Consider the following 25,548-nt stretch of genomic DNA (forward strand, 5'->3'; position numbering starts at 1 on the left):
GCTCGCCCCGGAGGACGCCATGACTCTCCCTTCCTCTCCCACTCGGCACCATCCCGCCCTCGCCGCCGAGGACCCCGAACTCGCCGCCCTCGTCGGCGCCGAGGAGCAGCTGCAGGCCGACACCCTGCGCCTGATCCCCAGCGAGAACTACGTCTCCTCCGCGGTCCTGGAGGCTTCCGGGACCGTCCTGCAGAACAAGTACAGCGAGGGCTATCCGGGCCGCCGCTACTACGAGGGCCAGCAGAACATCGACCCCGTCGAGGGCCTGGCCATCGCCCGCGCCAAGGCCGTCTTCGGCGTCGAGCACGCCAACGTCCAGCCCTACTCCGGCTCCCCGGCCAACCTCGCCGTGTACCTCGCCTTCGCCGAACCCGGCGACACCGTGATGGGCATGGCCCTGCCGATGGGCGGCCACCTCACCCACGGCTGGGGCGTCTCCGCCACCGGCAAGTGGTTCCGCGGCGTGCAGTACGGGGTGCGCCAGACCTCCGACCCCGAGACGAACGGCCGCATCGACCTCGACGAGGTCCGCGACCTCGCCCTCAAGGAACGCCCCAAGCTGATCTTCTGCGGTGGCACCGCCCTCCCTCGCACCATCGACTTCGCCGCCTTCGCCGAGATCGCCCGTGAGGCCGGTTCGGTCCTGGTGGCCGACATCGCGCACATCGCCGGTCTGATCGCGGGCGGCGCCCACCCCTCACCGGTGCCGCACGCCGACGTGATCTCCACGACCACGCACAAGACCCTGCGCGGCCCGCGTGGCGCGATGCTCATGTCCCGCGAGGAGCACGCCAAGGCCATCGACAAGGCGGTCTTCCCCGGCCTCCAGGGCGGCCCGCACAACCAGACCACCGCGGCCATCGCGGTCGCCCTCCACGAGGCGTCCCGTCCCTCCTTCCGTGACTACGCCCACGCGGTCGTCGCCAACGCCAAGGCTCTCGCCGACGCCCTGCTCGCCCGCGGCTTCGACCTGGTCTCCGGCGGCACCGACAACCACCTGATCCTGATGGACCTCACCCCCAAGGACGTCCCGGGCAAGGTCGCCGCGAAGGCCCTGGACCGGGCCGGGATCGTCGTCAACTACAACACCGTGCCGTTCGACCCGAGGAAGCCGTTCGACCCCTCGGGCGTCCGGATCGGCACCCCCTCCCTCACCTCCCGTGGACTCGGCACCGAGCACATGGCGACCGTCGCCGAGTGGATCGACCGCGGTGTCGCCGCCGCGCGCACCGGGGACGAGGACGCCCTGGCGAAGATCAGGTCCGAGGTCGCCGACCTGATGACAGCCCACCCGGCGCCGGGCCTGCCCACCGCCTGAGGCCATCACCGCTTCGGTCGCCGCCCCCGCCAGCCTTCCGGCGGGGGCGGCGGCCGTCGGGCGGGCCTCATACGTCGCGCGGCCTCACGCGTCCCGCGCTCTCAGATGTCCCGCACCTCCTGCCGCGGTCCCGTCTCCCGAGGCCGACGGCGCCAGGTCTTCGCCGACGTCCAGCCTTCGATCACCGGCCCCCGCAGCAGCAGTGCGGCGGCCGCACCTGCTCCGGCGCCCGGTATCGCCCACCACCACTGTGTGCCGTCACTGCCCGGCCCGCCGCCTCCCGGGGCAGCCGCCTGCTGGTCCTTGTCCTCCTCGGGGGCGGTGGGCCCCGCGTCGTCCCCCATGTTCGGCGCGATTCCGGAGTTGCCCTCGTCGGACGCCTTGCCGAGGAGGCCGAGCTCCTTGAACAGGGACACCAGGCGCTTGGGCTCCTTGACGCGGTACCACTTGCCGTGCAGCGATGAGATGTCCGTCGACCTGTGCACCCAGACGTCGTCCGGCCTGCCCTTCATCGGCGGATAGACCCGGTCCACCCGCCATGGGCGCACGTCGTGGGCCATCCATGTGACGTTGATCTGCCGGGTGTCCTCGCCGACGCCGAGCCCCGGCGGGTCCTCGCCCGCCCGCATGGGGGCGGGCTCCAGCCAGCGCTCCAGCTCGTCGTATTCCTCGGCGTTGTAGTAGAGCGACGCGCTCCTCGCGCTCTCCGGTGAGACCAGCAGCACGCTTGTCGATCCGCCGGCCGCCGCCTGTGGTGCGGTGAGCATCACCAGAGCCGTCGCGACGCCCAGTCCGGCCGCCGATCCGCACAGTCCCCTTGCCGTCCGCATGTCCGATCCCCCAGCCGCCCGGCGGCGCGGTCCTCCGCGCCGATTCACTTCTGGTACACCGCCCGAGCCCTTCAGGTTCCCGATCCGGGCCCGCCACTCGGAACGGATTCCGCGATCTCCAGCGCCCGCTCCTTCGACGCCACTCCTTCGAGCCGCAGCGTCAGCTCCTGCCCGCGCGTCCACAGCAGCGTCGGCCCCGCCGTCCGCTCGGTCCGACGCCAGCGGTCGCCGTCCCCTTCCACCAGCCAGAACGTGAGCCGATGCGGCCGCGCGAACCACAGCCCCGCCTCCTCGCCGACCTCGACCCAGTCGGGCAGCACCGGCACCGTCTTGGCGAAGCCGGGGTCCAGCAGCGCCGCGTACTCGTCGAGGCGTATCGTCCGGCCGTTCTCCCGCCAGCAGAGGCTGACCAGGACACGGGAGTCCGGCTCGCGCGTCACCGACACCGCGTCCGGCGCGCCGAGCGCCTTCGGCACCGCGGGCATGAACCCGGCCAGGCGCCGGGCCTGCGCGACGGACACCGGATCGGCGCACCCGGGCACGCCCGCGCCGGCCGACGGTGTCGCCGACGGGTCGTACCGCACCTCGACGCCGCCGAAGTCGAACCATTCGAAGACCGCCGCCCGCACCGGAGGCGTGAGCGCGAGCACCGTCAGCAGCCCGCACAGCGCCGCCGTCACCGCCCGCCACCGCGTCCGCAGACCGCGCCGCAGCCGCCGCAGCCGCTCGACGGCGCCGGGCGGCTCGGCCACCGGGACCGGTGCCCGCTCCGCGAGTATCTGTGCGATGACCCGCTCGGCCATCGTCTCCCCGCCCGGCCCCCGCGCGTCCATCGACCGGCCGAGCGCGCGCAGTTCCTCGCGCAGCCGCGCCGCCTCGTCCGCGTCGGTCGGGCCGGTCGGGCCGGTCGGGTCGGTCGGCTCGCTCTCGTGGTGCCGCTCACTCATGTCCCTCACCTCCCTCCCCGGGAAGCAGTCGTTCCAGCTTGCGCAGCGCGCGGTTCAGCCGGGACTTCACCGTGCCCCGCGGCCAGCCGAGCGCCTGGGCCGTCTCCGTCTCGTCCATCTCCAGGAGATAGCGGTAGGTGACGACCAGGCGGTGGTCGTCACCGAGCTGGTCCAGGGCGGCGAGCAGCGCCGTCCTGCGCTCGTCCCGCAGGGCTGCGACCGCCGGGTCCGCCGATTCCGGTATCAACGGCTCCGCTTCCGCCAGTGCCGCCTCCCGGCCGACGACCGAACGCTGCCGGACCGCCGAACGCACTGTGTTCCTCGTCTCATTGGCGACGATCGCGAGCAGCCACGGCTTGAACGCCGAGCCGTCCCTGAACCGCCCCAGCGAGCAGTACGCCTTGAAGAAGGCCTGCTGCACCACGTCTTCCGCGTCCGGTCCCGCGCCGAGTGCCGTCGCCGCCCTGAGTGCGATGCCGGTGAACGCGCGCACCAATTCCGCGTACGCCTCCGCTTCTCCGGCGCGCACGCGGGCGATCACCGCACCCTCGTCGACGACGCGGCCCCCCTCCAGGACCTCCCCCTGTGCCCTCACACCCTTGATACACCGGCCGTGCCCGATCGGTTCCCACCCGTCACACACCTGTTTCCGAGCTATGAGAGTCACCTGAGAGAATGGGGACCATGGCCTCTGAACGTCCTCGTGTGCTCTCCGGAATCCAGCCCACCGCCGGCTCGTTCCACCTCGGCAACTACCTCGGCGCGGTGCGCCAGTGGGTGGCGCTGCAGGAGTCCCACGACGCCTTCTACATGGTGGTGGACCTGCACGCGATCACGGTCGCGCAGGACCCCGCGGAGCTGCGCGCCAACACCCGGCTCGCCGCGGCCCAGCTGCTCGCCGCCGGTCTCGACCCCGAGCGCTGCACGCTCTTCGTCCAGAGCCACGTGCCCGAGCACGCCCAGCTCGCCTGGGTGATGAACTGCCTCACCGGCTTCGGCGAGGCCTCCCGCATGACGCAGTTCAAGGACAAGTCCGCCAAGCAGGGCGCCGACCGCGCCTCCGTCGGCCTCTTCACGTATCCGATCCTGCAGGTCGCGGACATCCTGCTGTACCAGGCCCACGAGGTCCCGGTCGGCGAGGACCAGCGTCAGCACATCGAGCTCACCCGTGACCTCGCCGAGCGCTTCAACGGCCGCTTCGGCGAGACGTTCACGGTGCCGTCGCCGTACATCCTCAAGGAGACGGCGAAGATCTACGACCTCCAGGACCCGTCGATCAAGATGAGCAAGTCGGCGTCCACGCCGAAGGGCCTGATCAACCTCCTCGACGAGCCCAAGGCCACCGCCAAGAAGGTCAAGAGCGCCGTCACCGACACCGACACGGTGATCCGCTACGACGTGGCGGAGAAGCCCGGCGTCAGCAACCTCCTCAGCATCTACTCCACGCTCACCGGCACCGGTATCGCGGAACTGGAGCAGAAGTACGCCGGCAAGGGCTACGGTGCGCTGAAGACCGACCTCGCCGAGGTCATGGTCGAGTTCGTGACGCCGTTCCGGAACCGCACCCAGGAGTACCTGGACGACCCGGAGACGCTCGACTCGATCCTGGCCAAGGGCGCGGAGAAGGCCCGTGCCGTCGCCGCCGAGACCCTCGCGCAGGCGTACGACAAGGTGGGCTTCCTGCCCGCCAAGCACTGAGCCGCCGGACCGAGCACGACAGCCGTACCTGCGCTGCCCGCCGGGCAGCGCCCCCTTGCCCATCGACACGACGACAGGAGTACGACGTGGGGACCGTAACGATCGGCGTCTCGATCGCGGTCCCGGAGCCACATGGCAGCCTGCTCCAGGAGCGGCGTGCGGGCTTCGGGGACCCCGCGGCGCACGGCATCCCCACCCACGTGACCCTGCTGCCGCCCACCGAGGTCGACGCCTCGGCGCTGCCCGCGGTCGAGGCGCACCTCGTCTCGGTCGCCGCGGCCGGGCGCCCCTTCCCGATGCGCCTCTCGGGGACGGGCACCTTCCGTCCGCTGTCGCCCGTCGTCTTCGTACAGGTCGTGGCGGGCGCTTCGGCCTGTTCCTGGCTGCAGGAGCGGGTCCGGGACGCGTCGGGACCGGTGGCGCGCGAGCTGCAGTTCCCGTACCACCCGCACGTCACGGTGGCGCACGGCATCTCCGAGGAGGCCATGGACCGTGCCTATGAGGAGCTCGCCGAGTACGAGGCGGAGTGGCCGTGCACCGGCTTCGCCCTGTACGAGCAGGGTGCCGACGGCATCTGGCGCAAGCTGCGCGACTTCGTTTTCGGCGGCTCCGTAGTGCCCCCTCAGGCTGCGGCCCCCGCGGCACGGGGTACGCTGCCCGCTCGCTGACCGGGGGCGGCGCCCCCGGCCGATCGTGCCGGGGGGGACCATGCGCAGAATGCGGAGGCTGGCGGCTTTTGCCGTCGTGTGCGCCGTCGTGGCGGCGGGCTGCGGTACAGAGCGGTCCGCACAAGACGCCGACTCCAGGCCGAAGCCCCGTGCGACCGGGCTGTCCTGGGAGTACGAGCGCATCGACGAGGTCGACGGCGAGCTGATCGACGGGGCCGCCCTGGCCCCGGACGACATCTGGGCCCTGGGCTCCGACCGCGTCGCCGACGGGCGGTTCGCCAAGGGGCACCTGCTGCACTTCGACGGCGAGAAGTGGTCGCGCGAGCCGATGCCGATCAAGGGCAACCCGTTCATCTCGCGGATGGAGTCCCTGGGGTCGGCGGGCATCTGGCTGCACACTACGGAGAACAGCGCGGCGGCCCCGGCGAACCCGAGGTACGCGCTCTGGGACGGCACCCGCTGGGGGCCCGTGGGGAACGCTCCGGCCGGGCCGATCAAGGACGTCGAGGTCATTTCCCCGGACGACGTGTGGGTGCTCCAGGACGACGGCAAGGTGACGCACTGGGACGGCAGCCGCTGGACGGTGACGCCGATGCCCGCGGAGAAGATCGTCACCCTCGCGGGCTCGGCGCAGGACGACGTGTGGGCGGTCGGCTCGCGCACGACGGGGCCGGGCGTCGGCGGCCCGGGCGGCCAGGTGTCGCAGCCCGCCGCGGCGCACTTCGACGGCAAGAAGTGGACGCTCTCCAAGACCCCGACGTTCCGCTTCACCGACCCGGTGCCGCCCGAACCCTTCGCCGAGTTCACGGAGCTCGACGTCGCCTCCAGGACGTACGCCGTCGTCTCCGGAAACCACTCCTTCAAGGGGTACGACGCCGAAGAGAACCCCGATGAGCGGCCGTCGTCCTTCACCCTGCGCTGGGACGGCTCCCGCTGGGCTGAGGCCGAGCCCTTTCCCGGAGCCTGCGAGTACCGCAAACCCGTGATGCGGGACGGCGACCGCGGCTTCTTCATGGACGGCAACTGGCACCTCACCACCGACGGCACCTGCAGCAAGATCAAGAAGCACCGGCTGCCCGCGACGACCGACGGCGTGCGCCGGGAGTCGCAGCAGCAGCTCTGGCTCAAGCGGATCGTTCCCGTACCGGGCACGGACAAGGTGCTCGGTGTCGGCAAGGTCGACGTCATGCAGTCCGGATCGCCCACGTACAAAGCCGTCGTCGTCACCCTGAAGCGCTAGGAGCAGGCCATGAAGAAGACCGCCGTGATCCTGGCCGTGCTGGCCCTCGCCGCAGCGGGCTGCGGCAGCGGCGACAGCGGCCCCACCCGCACCGCCCCCGAGGGAAGCCCCTCCAAGGGGGCCGCCACGCCGTCCAAGGGCGGCTCCTGGAAGCTGGAGCACGTCGACAAGGCCGCCAAGGGCGAACTGACCGCCGTCACCGCGGCGTCCGCCGACGACATCTGGGCGGCGGGCTACGAGCGGCGCGACGGCAGCATGAGCGACCCCGACGGCCAGTACCTGCTGCACTACGCGGACGGCACCTGGCAGCGGCAGGAGCCGCCCGCCGAGCTCGACGGGAACATCTTCACTCCGCGGCTGGACTCCTCCGGTCCTGACAACGTGTGGCTCTTCGCCTCCGGCCTCACCTCCGGGGCGAGCGCGGCCCGTTGGGACGGCTCCCGCTGGCAGCGCGTGCCACGGCCGCCGGTCGAAGGAGCCATCACCGAGACCAAGGTGTTCGCCCCGGACGACGTATGGGTGGTGCGCGGCCAGAAGCAGGTCCTGCACTGGGACGGCAACCGTTGGAACCCCCACACGCTGCCCGCCGGGGCGGCCTCGCTCGACGGCACGTCCGGCGACGACCTGTGGGCGGTCGGCTTCCGGGACAGCGGCTCCGGAGTGGGCGGTGACGGCGGCGAGCTCAACCAGCCCGCGGCGATGCACTGGGACGGAAAGACCTGGACGCTCACGCAGACGCCCGAATACCGCTTCCCTGAGCCCGTCCCGCCCGAGCCGGGGGCTTCCCTGGACGGTGTGGAGGCGGTGTCTTCGAAGGAGGTGTGGGCGTACGGATCGCACACCTTCAACCACGGAGAGGTCGAGGACGAGCCTGCCGTCGAGCACATCCTGCTGCGCTGGGACGGCTCCCGCTGGCACGAACAGAAGGGCGCGGCCAAGGACCCGTGCCTCTCCAGAGGCATCGTCACGCATGGCCCTGACGGAGGGCTGCTCTTCGGAGTGGGCCGTTACCGCTCGCCGGAGGGCCGCTGCGCCAAGCTCACCTGGCCGCGCCTGCCCGCCGAGGGCGAGGTCACGGCCGAGGGCAAGCAGCAGCTCTGGCTCGAACCGATCGTCCCGGTGCCCGGCACCAGGAAGTTCGTCGGCGCGGGCAAGGTCTACGTGATGCAGAGCGGCAACCCGCTGACCCTGCCCGTCGTCGCCACGTACGAACCCGCGAGGGGCTGACCCCTAGACGGGCAGGCGCCGGAACACCGGCCTCGGCACGTGCCGCAGCGCCGACATGACCACCCGCAGCGCCCCCGGCACCCACACCGTCTCGGAGCGCCTGCGCAGCCCCGTCTCGATGGCCTGGGCCACCGCGTCCGGGGTGGTCGCCATGGGGGCCTCCTCCAGGCCGGCCGTCATCTTCGAGCGCACGAAGCCGGGGCGGACGACCATCACGTGCACTCCGGTGCCGTGCAGAGCGTCGCCCAGGCCCTGGGCGAAGGCGTCGAGGCCCGCCTTGCTGGAGCCGTAGATGAAGTTCGAGCGGCGTGCGCGCTCGCCGGCCACCGAGGAGAGCACCACCAGGGAGCCGTGCCCCTGGGACTGCAGGGCCCGCGCGCACACAAGGCCGGCCGAGACGGCGCCCGTGTAGTTGGTCTGGGCGACGCGCACCGCGGAGAGGGGCTCGTCCTCGTCGCGCGCCTGGTCGCCGAGGATGCCGAAGGCGAGCAGCACCATGTCGACGTCGCCCTCGGTGAAGAGCTTGCCGAGGACCTCTTCGTGGGACTCGGAGTCGAGTGCGTCGAAGGCGACGGTGCGCACGTCCGCGCCCATGTCGCGCAGCTCGGCCGCGGCCTTCTCCAGGTCCGGCGAGGGGCGCCCGGCCAGCCACACCGTGCGGGTGCGGCGGGCGACGAGGCGACGGGCGGTGGCGAGGCCGATCTCGGAGGTGCCGCCGAGGACGAGCAGGGACTGAGGGGTGCCGAAGGCGTCTTTCATGAGTACCGGTCTCCTAGAGGGCGAGGCGGCGCGAGAGGTCCGAGCGGAACACCCCGCGCGGGTCGAGATCGGCCCGCAGCGCGCGGAAGTCGTCGAGCCGTGGGTACATGGCGGCGAGCATCTCGGGCCGCAGCCGGGAGTCCTTGGCGAGGTAGATGCGCCCGTCGGCGGCGGCCACCTCCTCGTCGAGGTCGTCGAGGAAGGCGCCGAGTCCGGGGAGGTTCGCCGGGATGTCGAGGGCGAGCGTCCAGCCGGGCATCGGGAAGGACAGCCAGCCCGGATCGCTCTCTCCGAAGCGCTTCAGTACGGCGAGGAAGGAGGGGCAGCCGCGCTCCGAGATGCGCCGCACGATGCGGCGCAGGGCCTCCTCCTTGCCGTATCCGACGACGAATTGGTACTGGACGAAGCCGCTGCGGCCGTAGATGCGGTTCCAGTGCGGGACGCCGTCCAGGGGGTGGAAGAAGGTGGAGATCTTCTGGAGCTCGCCCGTGCGGGAGCGGGGCGCCTTGCGGTACCAGAGTTCGTTGAAGAGGCCCACCGAGGCCTTGCCGAGCAGGCCCTCGGGGACGAAGGAGGGGGCGGCGGGAAGCTGTCCCGGGCGGAACGCGAGAGGGGCTCTACGCGCGCGTGCCCGCTGCGGGAGGGCGTCCAGGGGCGCGTGGTCGCCGCGGGTCAGGACCGAGCGGCCCATGGAGGCCCCGCGCGCGAGGAGGTCGATCCAGGCGACCGAGTAGCGGTAGCGGTGGTCGGTGGCGGTGAGGCGGGCCATCAAGTCGTCGAGGTCCGTGGCGCGTTCGGTGTCGACGCTCATCAAGGACGTCTCGACCGGCTGGAGTTGGACGGTCGCCGACAGGATCACGCCGGTCAGGCCCATGCCGCCCGCCGTCGCGTCGAACAGGGGTGTGCCGGGCGTGACCGTGTGGACCGTGCCGTCCGCGGTGAGCAGGTCCATCGCGAGGACATGGCGCGAGAACGACCCCGAGACGTGGTGGTTCTTGCCGTGGATGTCGGCGCCGATCGCCCCGCCGACCGTCACATAGCGGGTCCCCGGGGTCACCGGCACGAACCAGCCGAGGGGGAGCAGGACTTCCATCAGGCGGTGCAGCGAGACCCCGGCGTCGCAGATCACCGTGCCCGCGTCCGCGTCGATGGCGCGCACCCGGTCGAGGCCCGTCATGTCGAAGACGGCGCCCCCCGCGTTCTGCGCGGCGTCCCCGTAGGCCCGGCCCAGGCCGCGTGCGATGCCGCCGCGCTCCCCGCAGTCGCGCACCGCGGCCGCGGCCTCCTCGTGCGTACGGGGTCTCACCAGCCGGGCGGTGGTGGGTGCGGTGCGGCCCCAGCCGGAGACGGACACGGAGGAGGCCGCGGGGACGGGGGTGCGGGGGAGGGAATCGGCGGGGGAGTCGGCAGGCATGAAAGCGACCGTATCGCCCGTAGAAGTGTGGTTCGCTCTAAACCATCCATACCCTCACCGAAATGGGTGATTGATGGAGTGTCACCCAACATTGCCGGAATTATTGGGGCGTTGCCTAGAAGAGTCGAGATGCCCAGCTCTCGAAATGTCTTCGAAAATGAGGCCACATGCACGACATGGACCACCGGTTGCTGTCGGCCCTGCGCGACTGCGGCACCGACCCGCGCGTGGCGGCCGCCGCCCGCGCCCTGTCCTGGAGCGGCGAGCACGGCGCGCTCTGGATCGCCGCGGGACTCGCGGGCGCCGCCGTCGACCGCGAGCGCCGAAGCGCCTGGCTGCGCGGTACGGCGCTGACCGCCGCCGCACACCTGGCCAGCATGGGCGTCAAGCGGGTCGTCCGCCGCCCGCGCCCCGGCGCCCACAACGGAGTCGAACCGCTCGTGCGCACCGCGGGCCGGCACTCCTTCCCCAGCTCGCACGCCACGTCGGCGGCCGCGGCGGCCGTCGCGTACGGCGCGCTGCGCCCCGTCGGCGCCCACCTCGTCCCGCCGCTGGCCGCCGCGATGTGCGTCTCCCGGATGGTCGTCGGCGTCCACTACCCCTCGGACGTGGCCGCGGGCGCGGCGCTCGGCGCGCTCACCGCGCGCGTGGGCGCCACCTGGATGAACGGAGGCCGTGGCCGTGCCTGAACGTATCGCCGCCGTCCTGGAGCGGCCCCGTCCGCCCCAGCCCCCGAACCCCGGCCCGGTCGGACTGCCGCTCGGCCTCCTCAAGACCGCCCGCCCGCGCCAGTGGGTGAAGAACGTCCTGGTCGTCGCGGCACCCGCGGCCGCGGGTGAGCTCTTCTCGCGGCACGCCCTCGCCCAAGTCGCGATCGTCTTCGTGCTGTTCACGGCCGCCGCGTCCGCCGTCTACCTGATCAACGACGCGCGCGACGCCGAGGCCGACCGGGCCCACCCCACCAAGTGCCGCAGGCCGGTCGCCGCCGGACAGGTTCCGGTATCCGTCGCGTACGCCACCGGAGGGCTCCTGGCCGTCCTCGCGCCCGCGGCCGCCGCCGTCCTGTGCACGCCGCTGACCGCGGCGCTCCTGGCCGCGTACGTGGGCATGCAACTCGCCTACTGCGTCAGCCTCAAGCACGTCCTCGTCGTCGACCTGACGATCGTCACGACCGGCTTCCTGATGCGTGCCATGATCGGCGGGCTCGCCCTGGAGATCCCCCTCTCGCGCTGGTTCCTGATCACCACCGGCTTCGGCGCGCTCTTCATGGTCTCCGCCAAGCGCTACTCCGAAGCCGTGCAGATGTCCGCGAGCTCCGAGAAGCTGGGCGCCACGCGCGCGTTGCTCACCGAATACACCACCGGGTACCTGCGCTTCGTATGGCAGCTGGCCGCGGGGGTCGCCGTCCTCGCATACTGCCTGTGGGCCATGGAGGAGGGCGGTACCGCCAACGGCAGCCTGCTGCCCTGGCGCCAGCTGTCCATGGCGGCCTTCATCCTCGCGATCCTGCGGTACGCCGTCTTCGCCGACCGGGGCACCGCGGGGGAGCCGGAGGACGTCGTCCTGAGGGACAGGGCGCTCGCCGTGATCGGCCTCGTCTGGCTCGCGATGTACGGGCTCGCGGTCGCGGACTGGTGAGTCGTGGACAGATGAGTCGCGAACGGGTGGGTTTGAATTCCCTACGCGAGCGACTGCGGTCGCTCGGGCCCGAACTGCTCGGCTTCGCCGTCACCGGGATCTGCGCCTACGCGGCCGACCTCGGCCTGTTCGTCTGGCTGCGCGGACCGGTGGGCCTGGACCCGCTGACCGCGAAATCGCTCTCCTTCGTAGCGGGTTGTTCGGTGGCGTACGCCGGCAACGCGCTCGGCACCTACCGGGGCAGGACCGCGGAGGTCTCGCGGCTGCGCCAGTACGCGGTGTTCTTCGGGGTCAACATCGCGGGGGCCCTCGTCCAGTTGCTGTGCCTCGCCGTGTCCCACTACGGGCTCGGCCTCACCTCGCAGCGCGCGGACACCGTCTCGGGTGCCGGAATCGGCATGGCGCTCGCCACTGTGCTGAGGTTCTGGGGTACCCGGACCTTGGTCTTCCGCGCGGCGGGCAGGATCCCGGGCAGAACAGCAGGCACGGAGGCGTCATGGACTGGTTGAAGAAACTGCCCGGCATCGGGCCGCTGGTGGAGAAGGGCATGCGCACGCACGCGTGGCACGCCTATGAACGGCTCGACCGCGTGCACTGGTCCCGCCTCGCGGCCGCCATGACGTTCATCAGCTTCCTCGCGCTCTTCCCGCTGCTCACCGTCGCGGCCGCGGTCGCCGCGGCGACGCTCTCCAAGAAGCAGCAGGCCAGCATCGAGGACAAGCTCACCGAGCAGGTCCCCGGCATCTCCGACCAGCTGGACCTGAACGCCCTGGTCGCCAACGCGGGCACCGTCGGTCTCGTCGCGGGCGCCCTGCTGCTCTTCACCGGCATCGGCTGGGTCGGCTCGATGAGGGAGTGCCTGCGGGCCGTCTGGGAGCTGGAGGACGACGAGGAGAACCCCGTCCTGCGCAAGGCCAAGGACGCCGGGGTGCTCATCGGCCTCGGCGGCGCGGGCCTCGCGTCGTTCGCCGCGTCCGCGCTCGCCTCGACTGCCGTCGGCTGGACCGCCGACCTCCTCGGCATCGACGAGAAGGGCTGGGGCGCGGTGCTGCTCCAGGTCGTCGCGTTCGCCATCGCCGTCCTCGCGGACTTCCTGCTGCTGCTCTACGTCCTGACGCTGCTGCCCGGCGTCCAGCCGCACCGGCGCGAGCTGATCACCGCGGGGCTGATCGGCGCGGCCGGGTTCGAGCTGCTCAAGCTGCTGCTCGGCGGCTACATGAAGGGGGTCGCCGCGAAGAGCATGTACGGCGCCTTCGGAGTGCCCGTCGCGCTGCTCCTGTGGATCAACTTCACCGCCAAGCTGCTGCTGTTCTGCGCCGCCTGGACGGCGACGCAGAAGGCCTCACGTGCAGCGGAAGCGGAAGCGGAAGAGGGGGCGGAGGGTGAAGAGGAGACGCCTGCCGTCAGTCCTGACGCGCCCGACGACCGCCCGGGCCGGGCAGCGGCATCCGGCGCCTGATCACGAAGACACCCGCGGCGAGCACCACGACCACGCCGCCGGTGATCGCGAGGGCGATGCCCATGCCGCTCGACCCGCTGTCGGAGGAGTGCGCCGCCTTCTCGACCCCGCCCTTGCCGTCGCCGCCCGGGGCTCCCTTGCCCGCGCCGCCGGTGGCCGCGCCCTTCGGGGCGACGAGCTCACCCACCGGGTCGACCTTGCCCGCGGCCTTGAAGCCCCAGTCGAAGAGGCGGGCGGTCTCCTTGTAGACCCCGTGGGGCTCTCCGGAGGAGGGGTTCATGACGGTGACGAGGAGAACCTTGCCGTCGCGTTCGGCAACACCGGTGAAGGTGTTTCCCGCGTTCGTGGTGCTGCCGTTCTTGACGCCGGCGATGCCCTTGTAGGGGCTGATGCCGACGTCACCGGTGAGCAGCCGGTTGGTGTTCTGGATCTCGAAGGACTCGCGCTTCGTCTTGCCCTTGTCCTTGCCCTTGGTGACCTTCTTGGTCTCGCCGGGGAACTTGGCGGTGGCCGTCGCGCAGTACTCGCGGAAGTCCTTCTTCTGCAGCCCGGAGCGGGCGAACAGCGTCAGGTCGTACGCCGAGGAGACCTGCCCCTTCTCGTCGTAGCCGTCCGGGGAGACCACGTGCGTGTCGAGCGCCTGCAGGTCCTCCGCGTGCTTCTGCATGTCCTTGACGGTCTCGTCGACGCCGTCGTTCATCGCGGACAGGACGTGCACCGCGTCGTTGCCCGAGCGCAGGAAGACGCCGAGCCACAGGTCGTGGACGGAGTACGTCTCGTTCTCCTTGACGCCGACCATGCTGCTGCCCGCGCCGACGCCCTGCAGGTCGGAGAGCTTGACCTTGTGCTTCTGCGTCTTGGGGAACTTCGGCAGAACCGTATCTGCGAAGAGCATCTTGAGGGTGCTCGCGGGGGGCAGCCGCCAGTGCGCGTTGTGCGCGGCGAGGACCTCGCCGGACTCCGCGTCCGAGACGATCCAGGAGCGTGCCGACAGGTCCTTGGGCAGGACGGGGGCGCCCGGCTTGAGTTTCACCTGGGTGCCCGGCTTGCCGAGCAGGGTGCCGCCGACGGTCGACATCGAGGCGGGAGGCTTCGGTTGGTCCTTGTCACCCGGCTTGCCGTCCGCGAAAGCGGGCGCGGTGGTCGACATGGTCAGCAATGTCGCGGTAGCGAGCAGCATGGCGGCTTTTTTGGAGGCAGGCACGGACGAGAACGTACAGGGCCGGGCTGTGGAAGTCGGCGCCGAGGTGCGCTGTGTCCCGTCGTCCCCACCCCGGCGGCGGTGCGGAAGAGAGGCTGGCGATACTGAACGTATGAAGCTCAGCCGACCGGTCTCCTGGTTCCTTCTCGCCTTCGGGGTGTGGAGCTGGTTCATCTGGATCACTTTCGTCAAGAACCTGTGGAAGGACGGCAGTGGGCTGGCCTTCGATGACGCCGACAACCCGACCGGGTACTTCTGGGTGCACCTGACGCTCGCCGTTGTCTCCTTTGTCTTGGGGACGGTGGTTGGGGCCATCGGGTTCCGTGGAGTCCGCGCTCTGCGCAGAACCTCATAGCCGTGGTCGTCCTCGTCGTCCTCGTGGTCGTCGCCGTTCTCGCGGCGTTCGCCGGCCTCCACTGGTACGCCTGGCGCCGTCTGGTCCGTGACACCACGGCCGGGCCGGGGCTCGCCCGGCGGGCGGGGACGGCGCTCTTCGTGGCCGCGCCGCTGCTGATGTTCGCGGCGCTCCTTGCCGAGCGCGCCGGGGCGCCCTTCCTCCTCCAGCAGGTGCTCGCCTGGCCCGGGTTCATGTGGATGGCCCTCTCGCTCTACCTGCTGCTCGCGCTGCTGGTGGGGGAGCCTGCGCGGCCCGTGCTGCGGAGGTGGCTGGAGAGACGTGCCGAGGTGTCTCAGCCGGCGCCTGAGCCGGAGTCGGTGCCGGTGCCTGAGCCGGAGTCGGTGCCGGTGCCTGAGCCGGAGTCGGTGCTGGTGCCGGAGCCGGTGCCAGAGGCGCGGGAGCCGGAGCCCGCCGCTCCGTCCCGTCGCCTCTTCGTCTCCCGAGTCGTCGGCGGGACCGCCGCCGCCGTCGCCGCGGGGACCGTCGGGTACGGGGCCTACGGCGTACTGCGCGGTCCCAAGGTGAAGCGCGTCACCGTGCCGTTGGCGAAGCTGCCGCGCGGTGCGCACGGGTTCCGTGTCGCCGTGGTCAGCGACATCCACCTCGGGCCGATCCTCGGGCGCGACTTCACGCGGCGCGTGGTCGACACCATCAACGCCACGCAGCCCGATCTGATCGCCGTGGTGGGCGACCTGGTGGACGGCAGCGTGGAGGACCTCCGGCCGGCCGCCGCGCCGCTCGCGGGGCTGAGGGCCCGCCACGGCGCGTACTTCGTCACGGGCAACCACGAGTACTTCTCCGGAGCCGAGCAGTGGGTCGACCACGTACGCGAACTCGGTCTGAGCCCGTTGCGGAACGCCCGCACCGAACTGCCCTGGTTCGACCTCGCCGGCGTCGACGACGTGGCGGGCGGGAACGAGGGCAAGGGGCCCGACTTCGCCAAGGCGCTCGGCGACCGGGACCGCTCGCGGGCCTCCGTCCTCCTCGCGCACCAGCCGGTGGTCATCCACGACGCGGTCGAGCACGGCGTGGACCTGCAGCTCTCCGGCCACACGCACGGCGGCCAGCTGTGGCCGGGCAACTTCGTCGCGGACCTCGCCAATCCGACGCTGGCAGGCCTTGAGCGGTACGGCGACACGCAGCTCTACGTGACGCGCGGCGCGGGCGCGTGGGGGCCGCCGGTGCGGGTCGGGGCGCCTTCGGACATCACGGTCGTGGAGCTGGCGTCTCGGCAGGCCTGAGCAGGGCGGAGGTGCGTATTTCTGCCCCTGTGCGGGTAGTTGGACCGAACCTGGCCGGATAAGGGCGGGCCAGAGGGTGACGCAGTGACACGACGTGACTCCTCTGCGCAGCATTGAGTGTCGGATGTTTGTGCGGTTCTTGATGCGTGCTGCGCCGGAGGGGGAACGAGGACTTGTTGAGACGTGATGCCTTCAGGCTTCCACCGCACCCGGCGTCCGTGCCGCTCGCGCGGAGGAGGGTGCACGACCATCTGTCGGCCTGGGGGCATACGGCGGACCAAGGAGCGTTCGGCGACACCGTGCTCCTCGTGTCGGAGCTCGCGACGAACGCGATACTCCACGGACTCGTCCGCGAGCGGGAGTTCGAGGTCGCGGTGACGGTGCTCGCCGACGGCTCGTGCTTCATCGAGGTGTCCGACGAGAGCCCGTCCGGCCCCGAACTGCGCACGGCCACCGCCTGGGAGGACGAGAGCGGCCGCGGCATGAGCCTCCTCGACGCGCTCGCGGAGGCGTGGGGCGTGTGGCGGCGCGGCAGGTACGGCAAGACGGTGTGGGCCCTGGTGCGGGGGTGAAACCGCTCCGTTCACCGTGCCGGTGGGCAGTGCCCTGCCGTCGACGCAGGCCCGGCAGCGGGTCGCGGAGCCGCCGGGCCGATTGTCAGTGGCGGCCTCTACCTTCACGTCATGGGAATGGTGACGTTCGTCGACGAGGCGACTGCAGGGGAGCGGCGCTCCGGTGGGGGCCTCGACGTGGCCGAGGAACGGCTCGTGCTGCGGGAGGTGATTCGGCGGCGTGTGTTCCAGGAGGTCGCGGAGTACAACTCCCGTACGGCCGGCGTCTTCCGCGGGCTTGTCCGGCCGACCGACGCCGAGCGGACCCTGAACGGGTACGAGCTGCGCACCCCGCGCCGCATAGACCCCGAGCGACAGTTCCAGCAGGCCGTCGAGGCGTTCGGGCGCAACGGCTTCCTGGTGCTTGTCGGTGAGCGGCAGGTCGAGGACCTGGACGCCGAGGTCGACCTGTCGCCGGGCACGGAGGTCACGTTCCTCAAGCTCGTCCCGCTGGCGGGTGGCTGATGGCCGGGCACTACCCGGAGCGGGTGCGCAACGTGGAGCGGTTCGCCGCCGACGGCGACATGCGGGGCCTCGCCGAGGAGCTCCTCAAGACGGCGATCACCAACGGCAACCAGTGGAGCCATGACGGGGAGAAGGCGCTCGCCGTCGTCCACGCGCTGCCCCAGGAGGAGCGCCGCCGGGTCGCCGACGCCCTTGTGGAGCTGAGCAGTCCGTACCACCGCGAATCGCCGACGCGGAGCAACGCCTTCACGCTGCTGGGCATCATCGGCGAGGACCTGCCGGGCGACCCGCTCTCCGGGGAGCGGGCCAAGCGTCTGGAGGAGCTGGGCTCGGGCCACTGCGTGGGGTCGACGCATGAGGCCGTCTCACTCGTCGAGGCGGAGAAGGCCGCGGGCCGCACCCCGCCCGCCCTCGTCGTCGCCGCGCTGCGGCGCACCGCCGTCGTCCAGTACTGGAACCACGACGCCGGGTTGAAGAAGGCGGTCGAGTCGTTCGCGGAGCCCCTGCTCAACCCCGGCGAGGCCTGGTCCGACCGTGCCCTGGAGGACCTCGCGGACCGTGACGAGGCCTGGCACGCGCTCGTGCGGCACGCGCTCACCGCCAAGTCCGCCAAGCCCAGCGCCAAGTGGGAGAAGACGGCCCGCGCCCTGATCGGGCCCCTGGGCGCCGACCAGGTGCGGTACGCCCTGGTGGACTGGCTCGCCCTGGTCGGCAGAGCCCGCACCCACCCGATCGTGAACACCGGCTACGGCATCGCGCCAAACGACGAGTACGACCCGTTCAACGCCGACGCGATCCGCGGCCTCGCCTGGACCCTTGCCCTGCTGCCGCCCCACCCGGAGTCGGCCCGCACCCTCGCGGCCCTCGTCGAGTCCTCCCTGCGCAAGATCCAGGGACTCGGCCCGCGCAACCCCAAGGTCGCCAACGCCGGTGTCGTCGCGCTCGCCCGCGCCGAGGGCGAGGCGTCCCTCGCCGAGCTGTCCCGCCTCGCCTCCCGGGTCACGTACAAGACCACGCTCAAGATGATCAACACCGGCCTGGAGGCGCGGGCCGAGGTGCTCGGGCTGAGCCGTGACGAGGTGGAGGAACTGGCGATCCCGGCGTACGGCCTCACGGAGGTCGGCCGCTGTCTGCGCCGACTCGGCGACTGCGAGGCCGAGTTGACGATCACCGGCACGAAGGCGTCGCTCGCGTGGCGCAACGGCGCGGGCAAGCAGGTCAAGGCCCCGCCTGCCGCCGTCAAGCGCGACCACGCGGACGACCTGAAGGAGCTGAAGGCCGCCGTCAAGGACATCGACAAGATGCTCTCGGCGCAGACGGAGCGGCTCGACCGGCAGTTCCTGGCCCGCCGCGCGTGGACGTACGACGCGTGGCGCGAGCGCATCCTCGACCACCCCCTGGTCGGCACGCTCGCCCGCCGCCTGTTGTGGACCGTCGACGGGACGGCGTGCGGGTACGCCGACGGGGAGCTGCGCACCCTCGACGACGAGCCGGTGAAGGGCGGTTCGGCCGTCGGGACATGGCACCCGGTGGGCCACGAACCCGCCGAGATCGTCGCCTGGCGCGACTGGCTGGAGCGGCACGGCATCACCCAGCCCTTCAAACAGGCCCACCGCGAGGTGTACCTCCTCACCGACGCCGAGCGGACCACGCGCACGTACTCCAACCGCTTCGCCGCGCACGTCCTGCGCCAGCACCAGTTCCACTCGCTCGCGGCGGTGCGGGGCTGGCGGAACAAGCTGCGCCTGAGCGTCGACGACGAGTACCCGCCCGCCGTCCGCGAACTGCCGCAGTGGGGGCTGCGCGCCGAGTACTGGGTCGAGGGCATCGGCGGCGAGAACGGGGACGACGACCTCACCGACGCGGGCAGCTATCTGCGGATCCGCACCGACCAGGTCCGCTTCTACCCGATCGACGCCCCGGAGAACTCCGCGCACGCGTGCGGCGGCGAGTACCGCATGTGGCTGCGGGACGGCGGCGAGCCGGTCGACCCGCTGCCCCTGGAGGAGATACCCGAGCTGGTCCTGAGCGAAGTCCTGCGCGACGTCGACCTGTTCGTGGGCGTGGCCAGCGTGGGCAACGACCCCACGTGGCAGGACGGCGGTCCCGCGGGACGCTTCCGCGAGTACTGGACGGCGTACGGCTTCGGCGACCTCGGGCCGAGCGCGCAGACGCGAAGGGACCTGGTCGCCCGCCTGGTGCCGCGCCTCGCGATCGGCGAGCGGTGCTCGGTCGAGGGCCGGTTCCTGCACGTGCGGGGCGAGTTGCACACGTACAAGATCCACCTGGGGTCGGGGAACATCCTGCGGACGCCGTCGGACCAGTACGTCTGCATCGTCCCCTCGGCGGTGGGGGCGGCGCCGACGGGCGGGGCCGGTTACCTGCCCTTCGAGGGCGACCGGACGCTGGCGGTGATCCTGAGCAAGGCGATGATGCTGGCCAGGGACGACGAGATCACGGACCCGACGATCCGCAGCCAGCTCTGACGGCGCCGCCTCCCGTGGCACCGGCCGCCGCGTTCATGAATTGCGGGCCAGCTCCGGCCGCTTGAGGTAGTCCGTGAAGCCGACGACGTTCCCCCACGCGTCGGCGATCTCCACGGTCCACCCGGTGGCCACGGAGAACGGCTCCGCGAGGAGCGGGATCCCCGCGGCCGCGAGCGCCTGCCCCTTCGCGCGGGCGTCCGGGACCTCGAGCCAGACGCGGGGCGAGGGCCAGGGCGGCGTACGCGGCACGATGCCGTCCTCCACCCGCAGCAGCACGCCCGGCGTCTCCTTGCCGACCTTCAGGATGGCGAGCCCGATCTCGTCGAGCCGGCAGGCGACCGGGAAACCGGCGCGCTCGTAGAAGCCGACGGCCTCGCCGAGGTCGCCGACGGGGAACAGGACGTTGTCGAAGCCGAGCAGCTCCGTCGGCCGGGCGGCGGGCTGGTCAGCGGACAGGCCGACCGACTGGTTGTCTGACATTCCGTCAGGTTAGGTCGGCGGGGGCCGTACGGGCGCAGGCGCGCATGGACCGCACCGCGGCGCGCGCCTTTCTTCGACCGTACGGCCCTCAGTGGTGACCGCGCCGGGTCACCGGTTGATGGACTGGATCTCCTGGACGTCGATGTCCTGGGTGCCCTCGAAGGTGCCGTCGGGCAGGTCGTGCACGCCGTCGTCGTCCGAGCCCTCCCAGGTGATCTCCCAGGTGATGGAGGCCTTCATCCGGTACGGGTCGCCGCCGGTGGCCCGCAGGTACTTGATGCCGCACGGCGGGTCCTCCTTGGAGGAGCCCTTGGTGTACGGGGTGCCGATGCTGCCGTCGTCGTTGACCGCGCACTCGCCGTCGGAGGGGAAGGTCTCGGCGTCCGAGGTCCCCGGGTCCAGGTGCAGGCTCTTGGGCTTGGCGGTGGTCTCGGCCCAGAGGCCGGTCCCGGGCAGCTCGGCCCTGACCTTGACGGGCTCGAACTTGCCCTTGTCCAGCCAGACCCAAGTCGGCAGGTTGACGGTCGACTTGCCTTGCGGCTTCATCTCGACCTCGGTGTCGGGGACCTTGATCTGGTCGTAGGCGTACGAGGCGAGGACCTTGGGCGTCGGGGCGTTGGCGATCTTCGGGACGGTCCCCGCGTCCTGCCAGAAGAGGTTCTTCTCGCAGTCGTACGCCTCCGGATCGTCCTCCATGTCCGGATTGACGACGCCTCGCCAGAACTTGCCGTCCTTGCCGATGTTGAAGTCCTTGTACCCCTCGGCACCGTCGGACTGCGTCTTGCCCTTTTCGTAGTGGTCGATCATCAGGTCCCGGCCCCAGCTGAGCGTGGGCGTCACAGGGACCAGGTCCTTGTTGGGCTCCTTCTTGAGCCGCTCCACCGCTTCCTTGACCTGCTCGGGCGTGGCGACGGGCTCGTACCAGCAGGCCGGGGGCTTCCAGTTCGGGTCCACCGGTACGACGGGCTTGGACGATCCGCCCTTGCCGCCGCTGACCTGGGAGACCTGGATGTTGGTGGTCCCGGCGCCGGCCATGAGGGTGTTGCCGTTGGCGCCGCCGGAGGGGCCCGGCGGATTCTGGTTGTCCTTGCCTCCGATGGCGTACGCCGTGGAGGAGAGGCCGACGGAGAGGGCCGTGGCGAGAAGGAACGCACAGGCCCTGGTCTTGGCTCGCATCACTTGCACCCGCCCGGAACGGTGTCGAGGGAGACGGTCTGCCACACGCCCTGAGGGGACTTGGTGAGCCTGGCCCGGTACTGCAGGACCGATTCGGGGCTGTCCGGGGTGTGGGTGACCTTGTCGGTCTTGCGGTTCTTCGTGGACGACTTGCGCTCGTCGACGCAGTAGAAGAGCACGCCCGCGCCGTTGTCGGTGACGTGGACCTTGGGGTTGTAGGCCTTGATCTCGCCGGTCAGGCTGTCGTCGGTCTCGACGAAGCTCTTGATCCACTTGCGGGCGGTGGTCAGGGAGCTGCCCGAGTCGTAGAAGGCGACCGCCTGTGAGTTCGGGTCGGCCTCGATGATCGCCGCGTACTTCGCCCGCAGCTCCTCCCGACCGTCGTCCAGGATGCTCTGCAGCTTCGGGTCGCTGTTGGTCCAGCTCACGAAGTTCGCCTTGAACTCCGACGGAAGTTCGACCTCGGGCCGCTTGATCCCGTCGGGCTTCTTGGCGGGCTCCTTGGAGGCCGACGCCTCGCTCCCGCCGTCCGCCCCGGCAATCTTGTCCGAGGACCCGCCGTCGCCCCCTCCAGAACCACACGCGGTCAACAGCAGGGCCGCGGACGCGGTCAGCGCGGCCGTCATGAGACGGAGGGGGCGGTTCACTCTGGGCTCCCGAGGGTGGGGGGGAAAGCAGGGGAAACAACGGTATCCGTGGGGCACTTGAGCACGCATCCCGCCACCGCGTCGAACAGATCACGCCACTCTTCAGGCATGACGGCACTCATGGGGCAATTTCGGGCAGCCGGTGCCCTGATTTTTCCCCACACGCACTCGGGCCCCGCTCCTCGAAAGGAGCGGGGCCCAGAAGCACGTACCGAAGGAGACTCAGAAGCGGCGCGTGATCAAGGCGCGCTTGACTTCCTGGATCGCCTTCGTGACCTCGATGCCACGCGGGCACGCGTCCGTGCAGTTGAACGTCGTGCGGCAACGCCACACGCCGTCCTTGTCGTTGAGGATCTCCAGGCGCTGCTCGCCCGCCTCGTCACGGCTGTCGAAGATGAAGCGGTGGGCGTTCACGATCGCCGCGGGGCCGAAGTACTGGCCGTCGTTCCAGAACACCGGGCACGAGGACGTGCACGCCGCGCAGAGGATGCACTTCGTCGTGTCGTCGAAGCGCTCGCGGTCCTCGGCGGACTGCAGGCGCTCGCGCGTGGGCTCGTTGCCCTTCGTCACGAGGAACGGCATCACGTCGCGGTAGGCCTGGAAGAACGGGTCCATGTCGACGACCAGGTCCTTCAGGACCGTCAGACCCTTGATCGGCTCGACCGTGATCGGCTTGGCCGGGTTGATGTCCTTGATCAGGGTCTTGCAGGCGAGACGGTTCTTGCCGTTGATCCGCATGGCGTCCGAGCCGCAGATGCCGTGCGCGCACGAGCGGCGGAACGTCAGCGTGCCGTCGAGCTCCCACTTGATCTTGTGGAGGCCGTCGAGGACGCGCTCCTTGGGGTCGATCTCCAGCTGGAAGTCTTCCCACGTGGCGTCCGCCGAGACCTCGGGGTTGAAGCGGCGGACGCGGAACGTGACCGTGATGAGGTGGGACGCCGTGGAGTCCTTCTCCAGGGCCTCCAGCTTGTCCATCGTCGGGGTAGCCATCAGTACTTACGCTCCATCGGCTGGTAGCGGGTCTGGACGACCGGCTTGTAGTCGAGGCGGATCGACTCGGCGCCGTCGTCGCCGACCTCGCGGTACGCCATGGTGTGGCGCATGAAGTTGACGTCGTCGCGGTTGGGGAAGTCCTCGCGGTAGTGACCGCCGCGGGACTCCTTGCGGGCGAGCGCGGACTGCGCCATGACCTCGGCCAGGTCGAGCAGGTTGCCCAGCTCGATGGCCTCCAGGAGGTCGGTGTTGAACCGCTTGCCCTTGTCCTGGATCGAGACGTTCTTGTAGCGGGCGCGGAGTTCGGCGATCTTCTCCACGGCCGTCTTGATCGTCTGCTCCGTGCGGAACACCATGACGTTGGCGTCCATGGTCTCCTGCAGCTCCTTGCGGAGCTCGGCGACCCGCTCGGTTCCGGTGGCGTCGCGCAGCCGCTCGACCTGGGAGACGACCAGCTCCTCCGGGTTCTCCGGCAGCTCGACGAAGTCCGCCTTCGCCGCGTAGTCGGCGGCGGCGATGCCCGCGCGGCGGCCGAAGACGTTGATGTCCAGGAGGGAGTTGGTGCCGAGGCGGTTGGCGCCGTGCACCGACACGCAGGCCACCTCGCCCGCCGCGTACAGACCCGGGACGACGGTGGTGTTGTCCGCGAGGACCTCGCCCTCGACGTTCGTCGGGATGCCGCCCATGGCGTAGTGCGCGGTCGGCTGGATCGGGATCGGGTCCGTGTAGGGCTCGATGCCGAGGTACGTGCGCGCGAACTCGGTGATGTCCGGGAGCTTGGCGTCCAGCTGCTCCGGCGGGAGGTGCGTGAGGTCGAGGTAGACGTGGTCGCCCTCGGGGCCGCAGCCGCGGCCTTCACGGATCTCCGTGTAGATGGAGCGGGACACGACGTCGCGGGACGCGAGGTCCTTCATGACGGGCGCGTACTTCTCCATGAAGCGCTCGCCGTCCTTGTTGCGGAGGATGCCGCCCTCACCGCGGGCGCCCTCCGTCAGGAGGATGCCCATGCGCCAGATGCCGGTCGGGTGGAACTGGAAGAACTCCATGTCCTCCAGCGGCAGCCCGCGCCGGTAGCAGGCCGCCTGGCCGTCGCCGGTGAGCGTGTGGGCGTTCGAGGTCACCTTGAAGAACTTGCCGGTGCCGCCGGACGCGTAGACCACGGCCTTGGCCTGGAAGATGTGGATCTCGCCGGTCGCCAGTTCGTAGGCGACGACGCCCGCGCTCTTCTTGACCCCGTCTTCCTCGACGATGATCTGGTCGAGGACGTAGAACTCGTTGAAGAACTCCACACCCTCCTTGACGCAGTTCTGGTAGAGGGTCTGGAGGATCATGTGGCCGGTGCGGTCGGCCGCGTAGCAGGACCGGCGCACGGCGGCCTCGCCGTGGTTGCGGGTGTGGCCGCCGAAGCGGCGCTGGTCGATGGTGCCGTCCGGGGTGCGGTTGAACGGCAGGCCCATCTTCTCGAGGTCCAGGACCGCGTCGATGGCCTCCTTCGCCAGGATCTCGGCGGCGTCCTGGTCGACCAGGTAGTCACCGCCCTTGACCGTGTCGAAGGTGTGCCACTCCCAGTTGTCCTCCTCCACGTTGGCGAGCGCGGCGGCCATGCCGCCCTGCGCGGCGCCCGTGTGGGAACGCGTGGGGTAGAGCTTGGTGAGCACGGCGGTGCGGCTGCGCTTCGTCGCCTCGATGGCGGCGCGCATGCCGGCGCCGCCCGCGCCGACGATGACGGTGTCGTACTTGTGAATCTTCACGGAAGTCGCCTCGGCTTTAGCGGATGTTCGGGTCGAAGGTGAAGATCACCAGCGTGCCCAGAAGGATGGTGAACACCGTGGCGGTGTACAGCAGGCCCTTGAGCCACAGGCGCGTGTTCGGGCGCTCCGCGTAGTCGTTGATGACCGTGCGCAGGCCGTTGGCGCCGTGCAGCATCGCGAGCCACAGCATCAGCAGGTCCCAGACCTGCCAGAACGGCGAGGCCCAGCGGCCGGCGACGAACGCGAAGCCGATCTTGGAGACGCCGCCGTCGAGCACCAGCTGGATCAGCAGGTGGCCGAGGACGAGGACGACCAGGACGACACCGGACAGGCGCATGAACAGCCATGCGGCCATCTCGAAGTTGCCGCGGGTCGAGCGCGGGGTCTTGGAGGTGCGCTTGCGCGGGGCCTCGATGACCGGGGCCGGGTTGTCCACGTCGTAGAGCGACACGCCCTCGACGGGACCCACACCGGACGTTCCGGACTTCTCAAGCGTGGTGTCAGACATGTCTGGCGTCAGCTCCCGAAGAGTTCGCGGACGGCGTGGCCGAGGACCGGGTACAGCGCGCCGACCATCAGCACGACCCAGATGCCCACGACGGTCCAGAGCATCTGCTTCTGGTAGCGCGGGCCCTTCGACCAGAAGTCGACGGCGATGACGCGCAGGCCGTTGAGCGCGTGGAAGAGGATGGCGGCGACCAGGCCGTACTCGAGGAGTGCGACGAGGGGCGTCTTGTAGGTGGCCACGACATCGTCGTACGCCTCCGGAGAGACGCGAACGAGAGCGGTGTCGAGCACATGCACGAACAGGAAGAAGAAGATGAGGACGCCGGTGACTCGGTGAGCCACCCAGGACCACATTCCTTCCCGGCCGCGGTACAGCGTTCCAGCCGGCACGGCAG

27 protein-coding genes are annotated in these 25,548 nt (G+C 70.7%); 14 read left to right on the forward strand and 13 right to left on the reverse strand.

Annotation, left to right across the window (positions count from 1 at the left end):
• The first annotated feature begins 19 nt into the window (after positions 1-19).
• Positions 20-1,318 (forward strand): serine hydroxymethyltransferase, encoded by a 1,299-nt coding sequence (locus tag ACZ4D5_RS18275; RefSeq protein WP_467773367.1) that lies wholly within the window; start codon positions 20-22, stop codon positions 1,316-1,318.
• 101 nt (positions 1,319-1,419) lie between these two features.
• On the opposite strand, the gene ACZ4D5_RS18280 is transcribed toward ACZ4D5_RS18275, so the two are convergent.
• The 3 genes from ACZ4D5_RS18280 to ACZ4D5_RS18290 form a co-directional block, all read right to left on the reverse strand.
• Positions 1,420-2,148, reverse strand: coding sequence for a hypothetical protein (locus tag ACZ4D5_RS18280; RefSeq protein ID WP_467773368.1), 729 nt, complete (start codon positions 2,146-2,148; stop codon positions 1,420-1,422).
• Between the two features lie 71 nt (positions 2,149-2,219).
• Positions 2,220-3,095 carry a hypothetical protein gene (locus ACZ4D5_RS18285; protein ID WP_467773369.1) on the reverse strand — a complete coding sequence of 292 codons (876 nt, stop codon included), beginning with the start codon at positions 3,093-3,095 and terminating at the stop codon, positions 2,220-2,222.
• Positions 3,088-3,690 carry an RNA polymerase sigma factor gene (locus ACZ4D5_RS18290; protein WP_467773370.1) on the reverse strand — a complete coding sequence of 201 codons (603 nt, stop codon included), beginning with the start codon at positions 3,688-3,690 and terminating at the stop codon, positions 3,088-3,090. The genes ACZ4D5_RS18285 and ACZ4D5_RS18290 overlap by 8 nt, the downstream gene beginning before the upstream one ends.
• Positions 3,691-3,779: 89 nt before the next feature.
• Here ACZ4D5_RS18290 and trpS point away from each other — a divergent pair, with 89 nt between their 5' ends.
• The 4 genes from trpS (at position 3,780) to ACZ4D5_RS18310 (ending at position 7,928) form a co-directional block, all read left to right on the forward strand.
• Positions 3,780-4,793 (forward strand): tryptophan--tRNA ligase, encoded by a 1,014-nt coding sequence (gene trpS, locus ACZ4D5_RS18295; RefSeq protein WP_467773371.1) that lies wholly within the window; start codon positions 3,780-3,782, stop codon positions 4,791-4,793.
• Between the two features lie 86 nt (positions 4,794-4,879).
• Positions 4,880-5,461 (forward strand): 2'-5' RNA ligase family protein, encoded by a 582-nt coding sequence (locus ACZ4D5_RS18300; protein WP_467773372.1) that lies wholly within the window; start codon positions 4,880-4,882, stop codon positions 5,459-5,461.
• A 49-nt stretch (positions 5,462-5,510) separates the two neighbouring features.
• Positions 5,511-6,701 (forward strand): hypothetical protein, encoded by a 1,191-nt coding sequence (locus tag ACZ4D5_RS18305; protein WP_467773373.1) that lies wholly within the window; start codon positions 5,511-5,513, stop codon positions 6,699-6,701.
• 9 nt (positions 6,702-6,710) lie between these two features.
• Positions 6,711-7,928: a hypothetical protein gene (locus ACZ4D5_RS18310; protein WP_467773374.1), complete on the forward strand. Its 1,218-nt coding sequence runs from the start codon at positions 6,711-6,713 to the stop codon at positions 7,926-7,928.
• Between the two features lie 3 nt (positions 7,929-7,931).
• Here the strand turns inward: ACZ4D5_RS18310 and ACZ4D5_RS18315 are convergent, their stop codons facing one another.
• Positions 7,932-8,687: a decaprenylphospho-beta-D-erythro-pentofuranosid-2-ulose 2-reductase gene (locus ACZ4D5_RS18315; RefSeq protein WP_467773375.1), complete on the reverse strand. Its 756-nt coding sequence runs from the start codon at positions 8,685-8,687 to the stop codon at positions 7,932-7,934.
• A gap of 13 nt (positions 8,688-8,700) precedes the next feature.
• Positions 8,701-10,101, reverse strand: coding sequence for an FAD-binding protein (locus ACZ4D5_RS18320; protein WP_467773376.1), 1,401 nt, complete (start codon positions 10,099-10,101; stop codon positions 8,701-8,703).
• 167 nt (positions 10,102-10,268) lie between these two features.
• Here ACZ4D5_RS18320 and ACZ4D5_RS18325 point away from each other — a divergent pair, with 167 nt between their 5' ends.
• The 4 genes from ACZ4D5_RS18325 to ACZ4D5_RS18340 are packed head-to-tail and all read left to right on the forward strand — an operon-like array spanning position 10,269 to position 13,198.
• A complete protein-coding gene (locus tag ACZ4D5_RS18325) occupies positions 10,269-10,790 on the forward strand; it encodes a phosphatase PAP2 family protein (RefSeq protein WP_467773377.1) in 522 nt (173 codons plus the stop codon).
• On the forward strand, positions 10,783-11,739 hold the full coding sequence (locus ACZ4D5_RS18330; protein WP_467773378.1) for a decaprenyl-phosphate phosphoribosyltransferase: 957 nt from the start codon (positions 10,783-10,785) through the stop codon (positions 11,737-11,739). The genes ACZ4D5_RS18325 and ACZ4D5_RS18330 overlap by 8 nt, the downstream gene beginning before the upstream one ends.
• A gap of 11 nt (positions 11,740-11,750) precedes the next feature.
• On the forward strand, positions 11,751-12,248 hold the full coding sequence (locus tag ACZ4D5_RS18335) for a GtrA family protein (RefSeq protein ID WP_467773379.1): 498 nt from the start codon (positions 11,751-11,753) through the stop codon (positions 12,246-12,248).
• A complete protein-coding gene (locus ACZ4D5_RS18340; protein ID WP_467773380.1) occupies positions 12,236-13,198 on the forward strand; it encodes a YihY/virulence factor BrkB family protein in 963 nt (320 codons plus the stop codon). The genes ACZ4D5_RS18335 and ACZ4D5_RS18340 overlap by 13 nt, the downstream gene beginning before the upstream one ends.
• Here the strand turns inward: ACZ4D5_RS18340 and ACZ4D5_RS18345 are convergent.
• Entirely contained in the window at positions 13,143-14,402 is a 1,260-nt protein-coding gene (locus ACZ4D5_RS18345; protein ID WP_467773381.1) for a D-alanyl-D-alanine carboxypeptidase family protein, read from the reverse strand. The two genes, ACZ4D5_RS18340 and ACZ4D5_RS18345, sit on opposite strands and share 56 nt — an antisense overlap.
• A 109-nt stretch (positions 14,403-14,511) precedes the next feature.
• Between ACZ4D5_RS18345 and ACZ4D5_RS18350 the strand changes: the two genes are divergently transcribed.
• The 5 genes from ACZ4D5_RS18350 to ACZ4D5_RS18370 all read left to right on the forward strand — a co-directional run bounded on the left by ACZ4D5_RS18350 (position 14,512) and on the right by ACZ4D5_RS18370 (position 19,599).
• Positions 14,512-14,754, forward strand: a complete 243-nt coding sequence (locus tag ACZ4D5_RS18350) for an SCO4848 family membrane protein (protein WP_362332231.1) — start codon at positions 14,512-14,514, stop codon at positions 14,752-14,754.
• A 2-nt stretch (positions 14,755-14,756) separates the two neighbouring features.
• Entirely contained in the window at positions 14,757-16,037 is a 1,281-nt protein-coding gene (locus ACZ4D5_RS18355) for a metallophosphoesterase (RefSeq protein ID WP_467773382.1), read from the forward strand.
• Between the two features lie 173 nt (positions 16,038-16,210).
• Positions 16,211-16,609: an ATP-binding protein gene (locus ACZ4D5_RS18360; protein ID WP_467773383.1), complete on the forward strand. Its 399-nt coding sequence runs from the start codon at positions 16,211-16,213 to the stop codon at positions 16,607-16,609.
• 111 nt (positions 16,610-16,720) lie between these two features.
• A complete protein-coding gene (locus tag ACZ4D5_RS18365) occupies positions 16,721-17,113 on the forward strand; it encodes a hypothetical protein (RefSeq protein ID WP_467773384.1) in 393 nt (130 codons plus the stop codon).
• Positions 17,113-19,599 carry a DUF4132 domain-containing protein gene (locus tag ACZ4D5_RS18370; protein ID WP_467773385.1) on the forward strand — a complete coding sequence of 829 codons (2,487 nt, stop codon included), beginning with the start codon at positions 17,113-17,115 and terminating at the stop codon, positions 19,597-19,599. The genes ACZ4D5_RS18365 and ACZ4D5_RS18370 overlap by 1 nt, the downstream gene beginning before the upstream one ends.
• Before the next feature lie 33 nt (positions 19,600-19,632).
• Here the strand turns inward: ACZ4D5_RS18370 and ACZ4D5_RS18375 are convergent, their stop codons facing one another.
• The 7 genes from ACZ4D5_RS18375 to sdhC all read right to left on the reverse strand — a co-directional run bounded on the left by ACZ4D5_RS18375 (position 19,633) and on the right by sdhC (position 25,543).
• Positions 19,633-20,079 carry a VOC family protein gene (locus ACZ4D5_RS18375; RefSeq protein ID WP_467773386.1) on the reverse strand — a complete coding sequence of 149 codons (447 nt, stop codon included), beginning with the start codon at positions 20,077-20,079 and terminating at the stop codon, positions 19,633-19,635.
• Between the two features lie 108 nt (positions 20,080-20,187).
• The gene (locus ACZ4D5_RS18380) at positions 20,188-21,255 is read right to left on the reverse strand and encodes a hypothetical protein (protein WP_467773387.1); all 1,068 of its coding nucleotides are present in this window, start codon (positions 21,253-21,255) and stop codon (positions 20,188-20,190) included.
• The gene (locus ACZ4D5_RS18385) at positions 21,255-21,902 is read right to left on the reverse strand and encodes a hypothetical protein (RefSeq protein ID WP_467773388.1); all 648 of its coding nucleotides are present in this window, start codon (positions 21,900-21,902) and stop codon (positions 21,255-21,257) included. Before ACZ4D5_RS18385 ends, ACZ4D5_RS18380 begins: the two co-directional genes overlap by 1 nt.
• Positions 21,903-22,124: 222 nt before the next feature.
• Positions 22,125-22,892 (reverse strand): succinate dehydrogenase iron-sulfur subunit, encoded by a 768-nt coding sequence (locus ACZ4D5_RS18390; protein WP_467773389.1) that lies wholly within the window; start codon positions 22,890-22,892, stop codon positions 22,125-22,127.
• Positions 22,892-24,646, reverse strand: a complete 1,755-nt coding sequence (sdhA, locus tag ACZ4D5_RS18395) for a succinate dehydrogenase flavoprotein subunit (protein WP_467773390.1) — start codon at positions 24,644-24,646, stop codon at positions 22,892-22,894. The genes ACZ4D5_RS18390 and sdhA overlap by 1 nt, the downstream gene beginning before the upstream one ends.
• A gap of 16 nt (positions 24,647-24,662) precedes the next feature.
• Positions 24,663-25,154, reverse strand: a complete 492-nt coding sequence (locus ACZ4D5_RS18400; protein WP_055699964.1) for a succinate dehydrogenase hydrophobic membrane anchor subunit — start codon at positions 25,152-25,154, stop codon at positions 24,663-24,665.
• An 8-nt stretch (positions 25,155-25,162) separates the two neighbouring features.
• The gene (sdhC, locus tag ACZ4D5_RS18405; protein ID WP_365139561.1) at positions 25,163-25,543 is read right to left on the reverse strand and encodes a succinate dehydrogenase, cytochrome b556 subunit; all 381 of its coding nucleotides are present in this window, start codon (positions 25,541-25,543) and stop codon (positions 25,163-25,165) included.
• Between the last annotated feature and the right edge of the window lie 5 nt (positions 25,544-25,548).

It is taken from the genome of Streptomyces sp. NPDC025651, assembly GCF_055558735.1.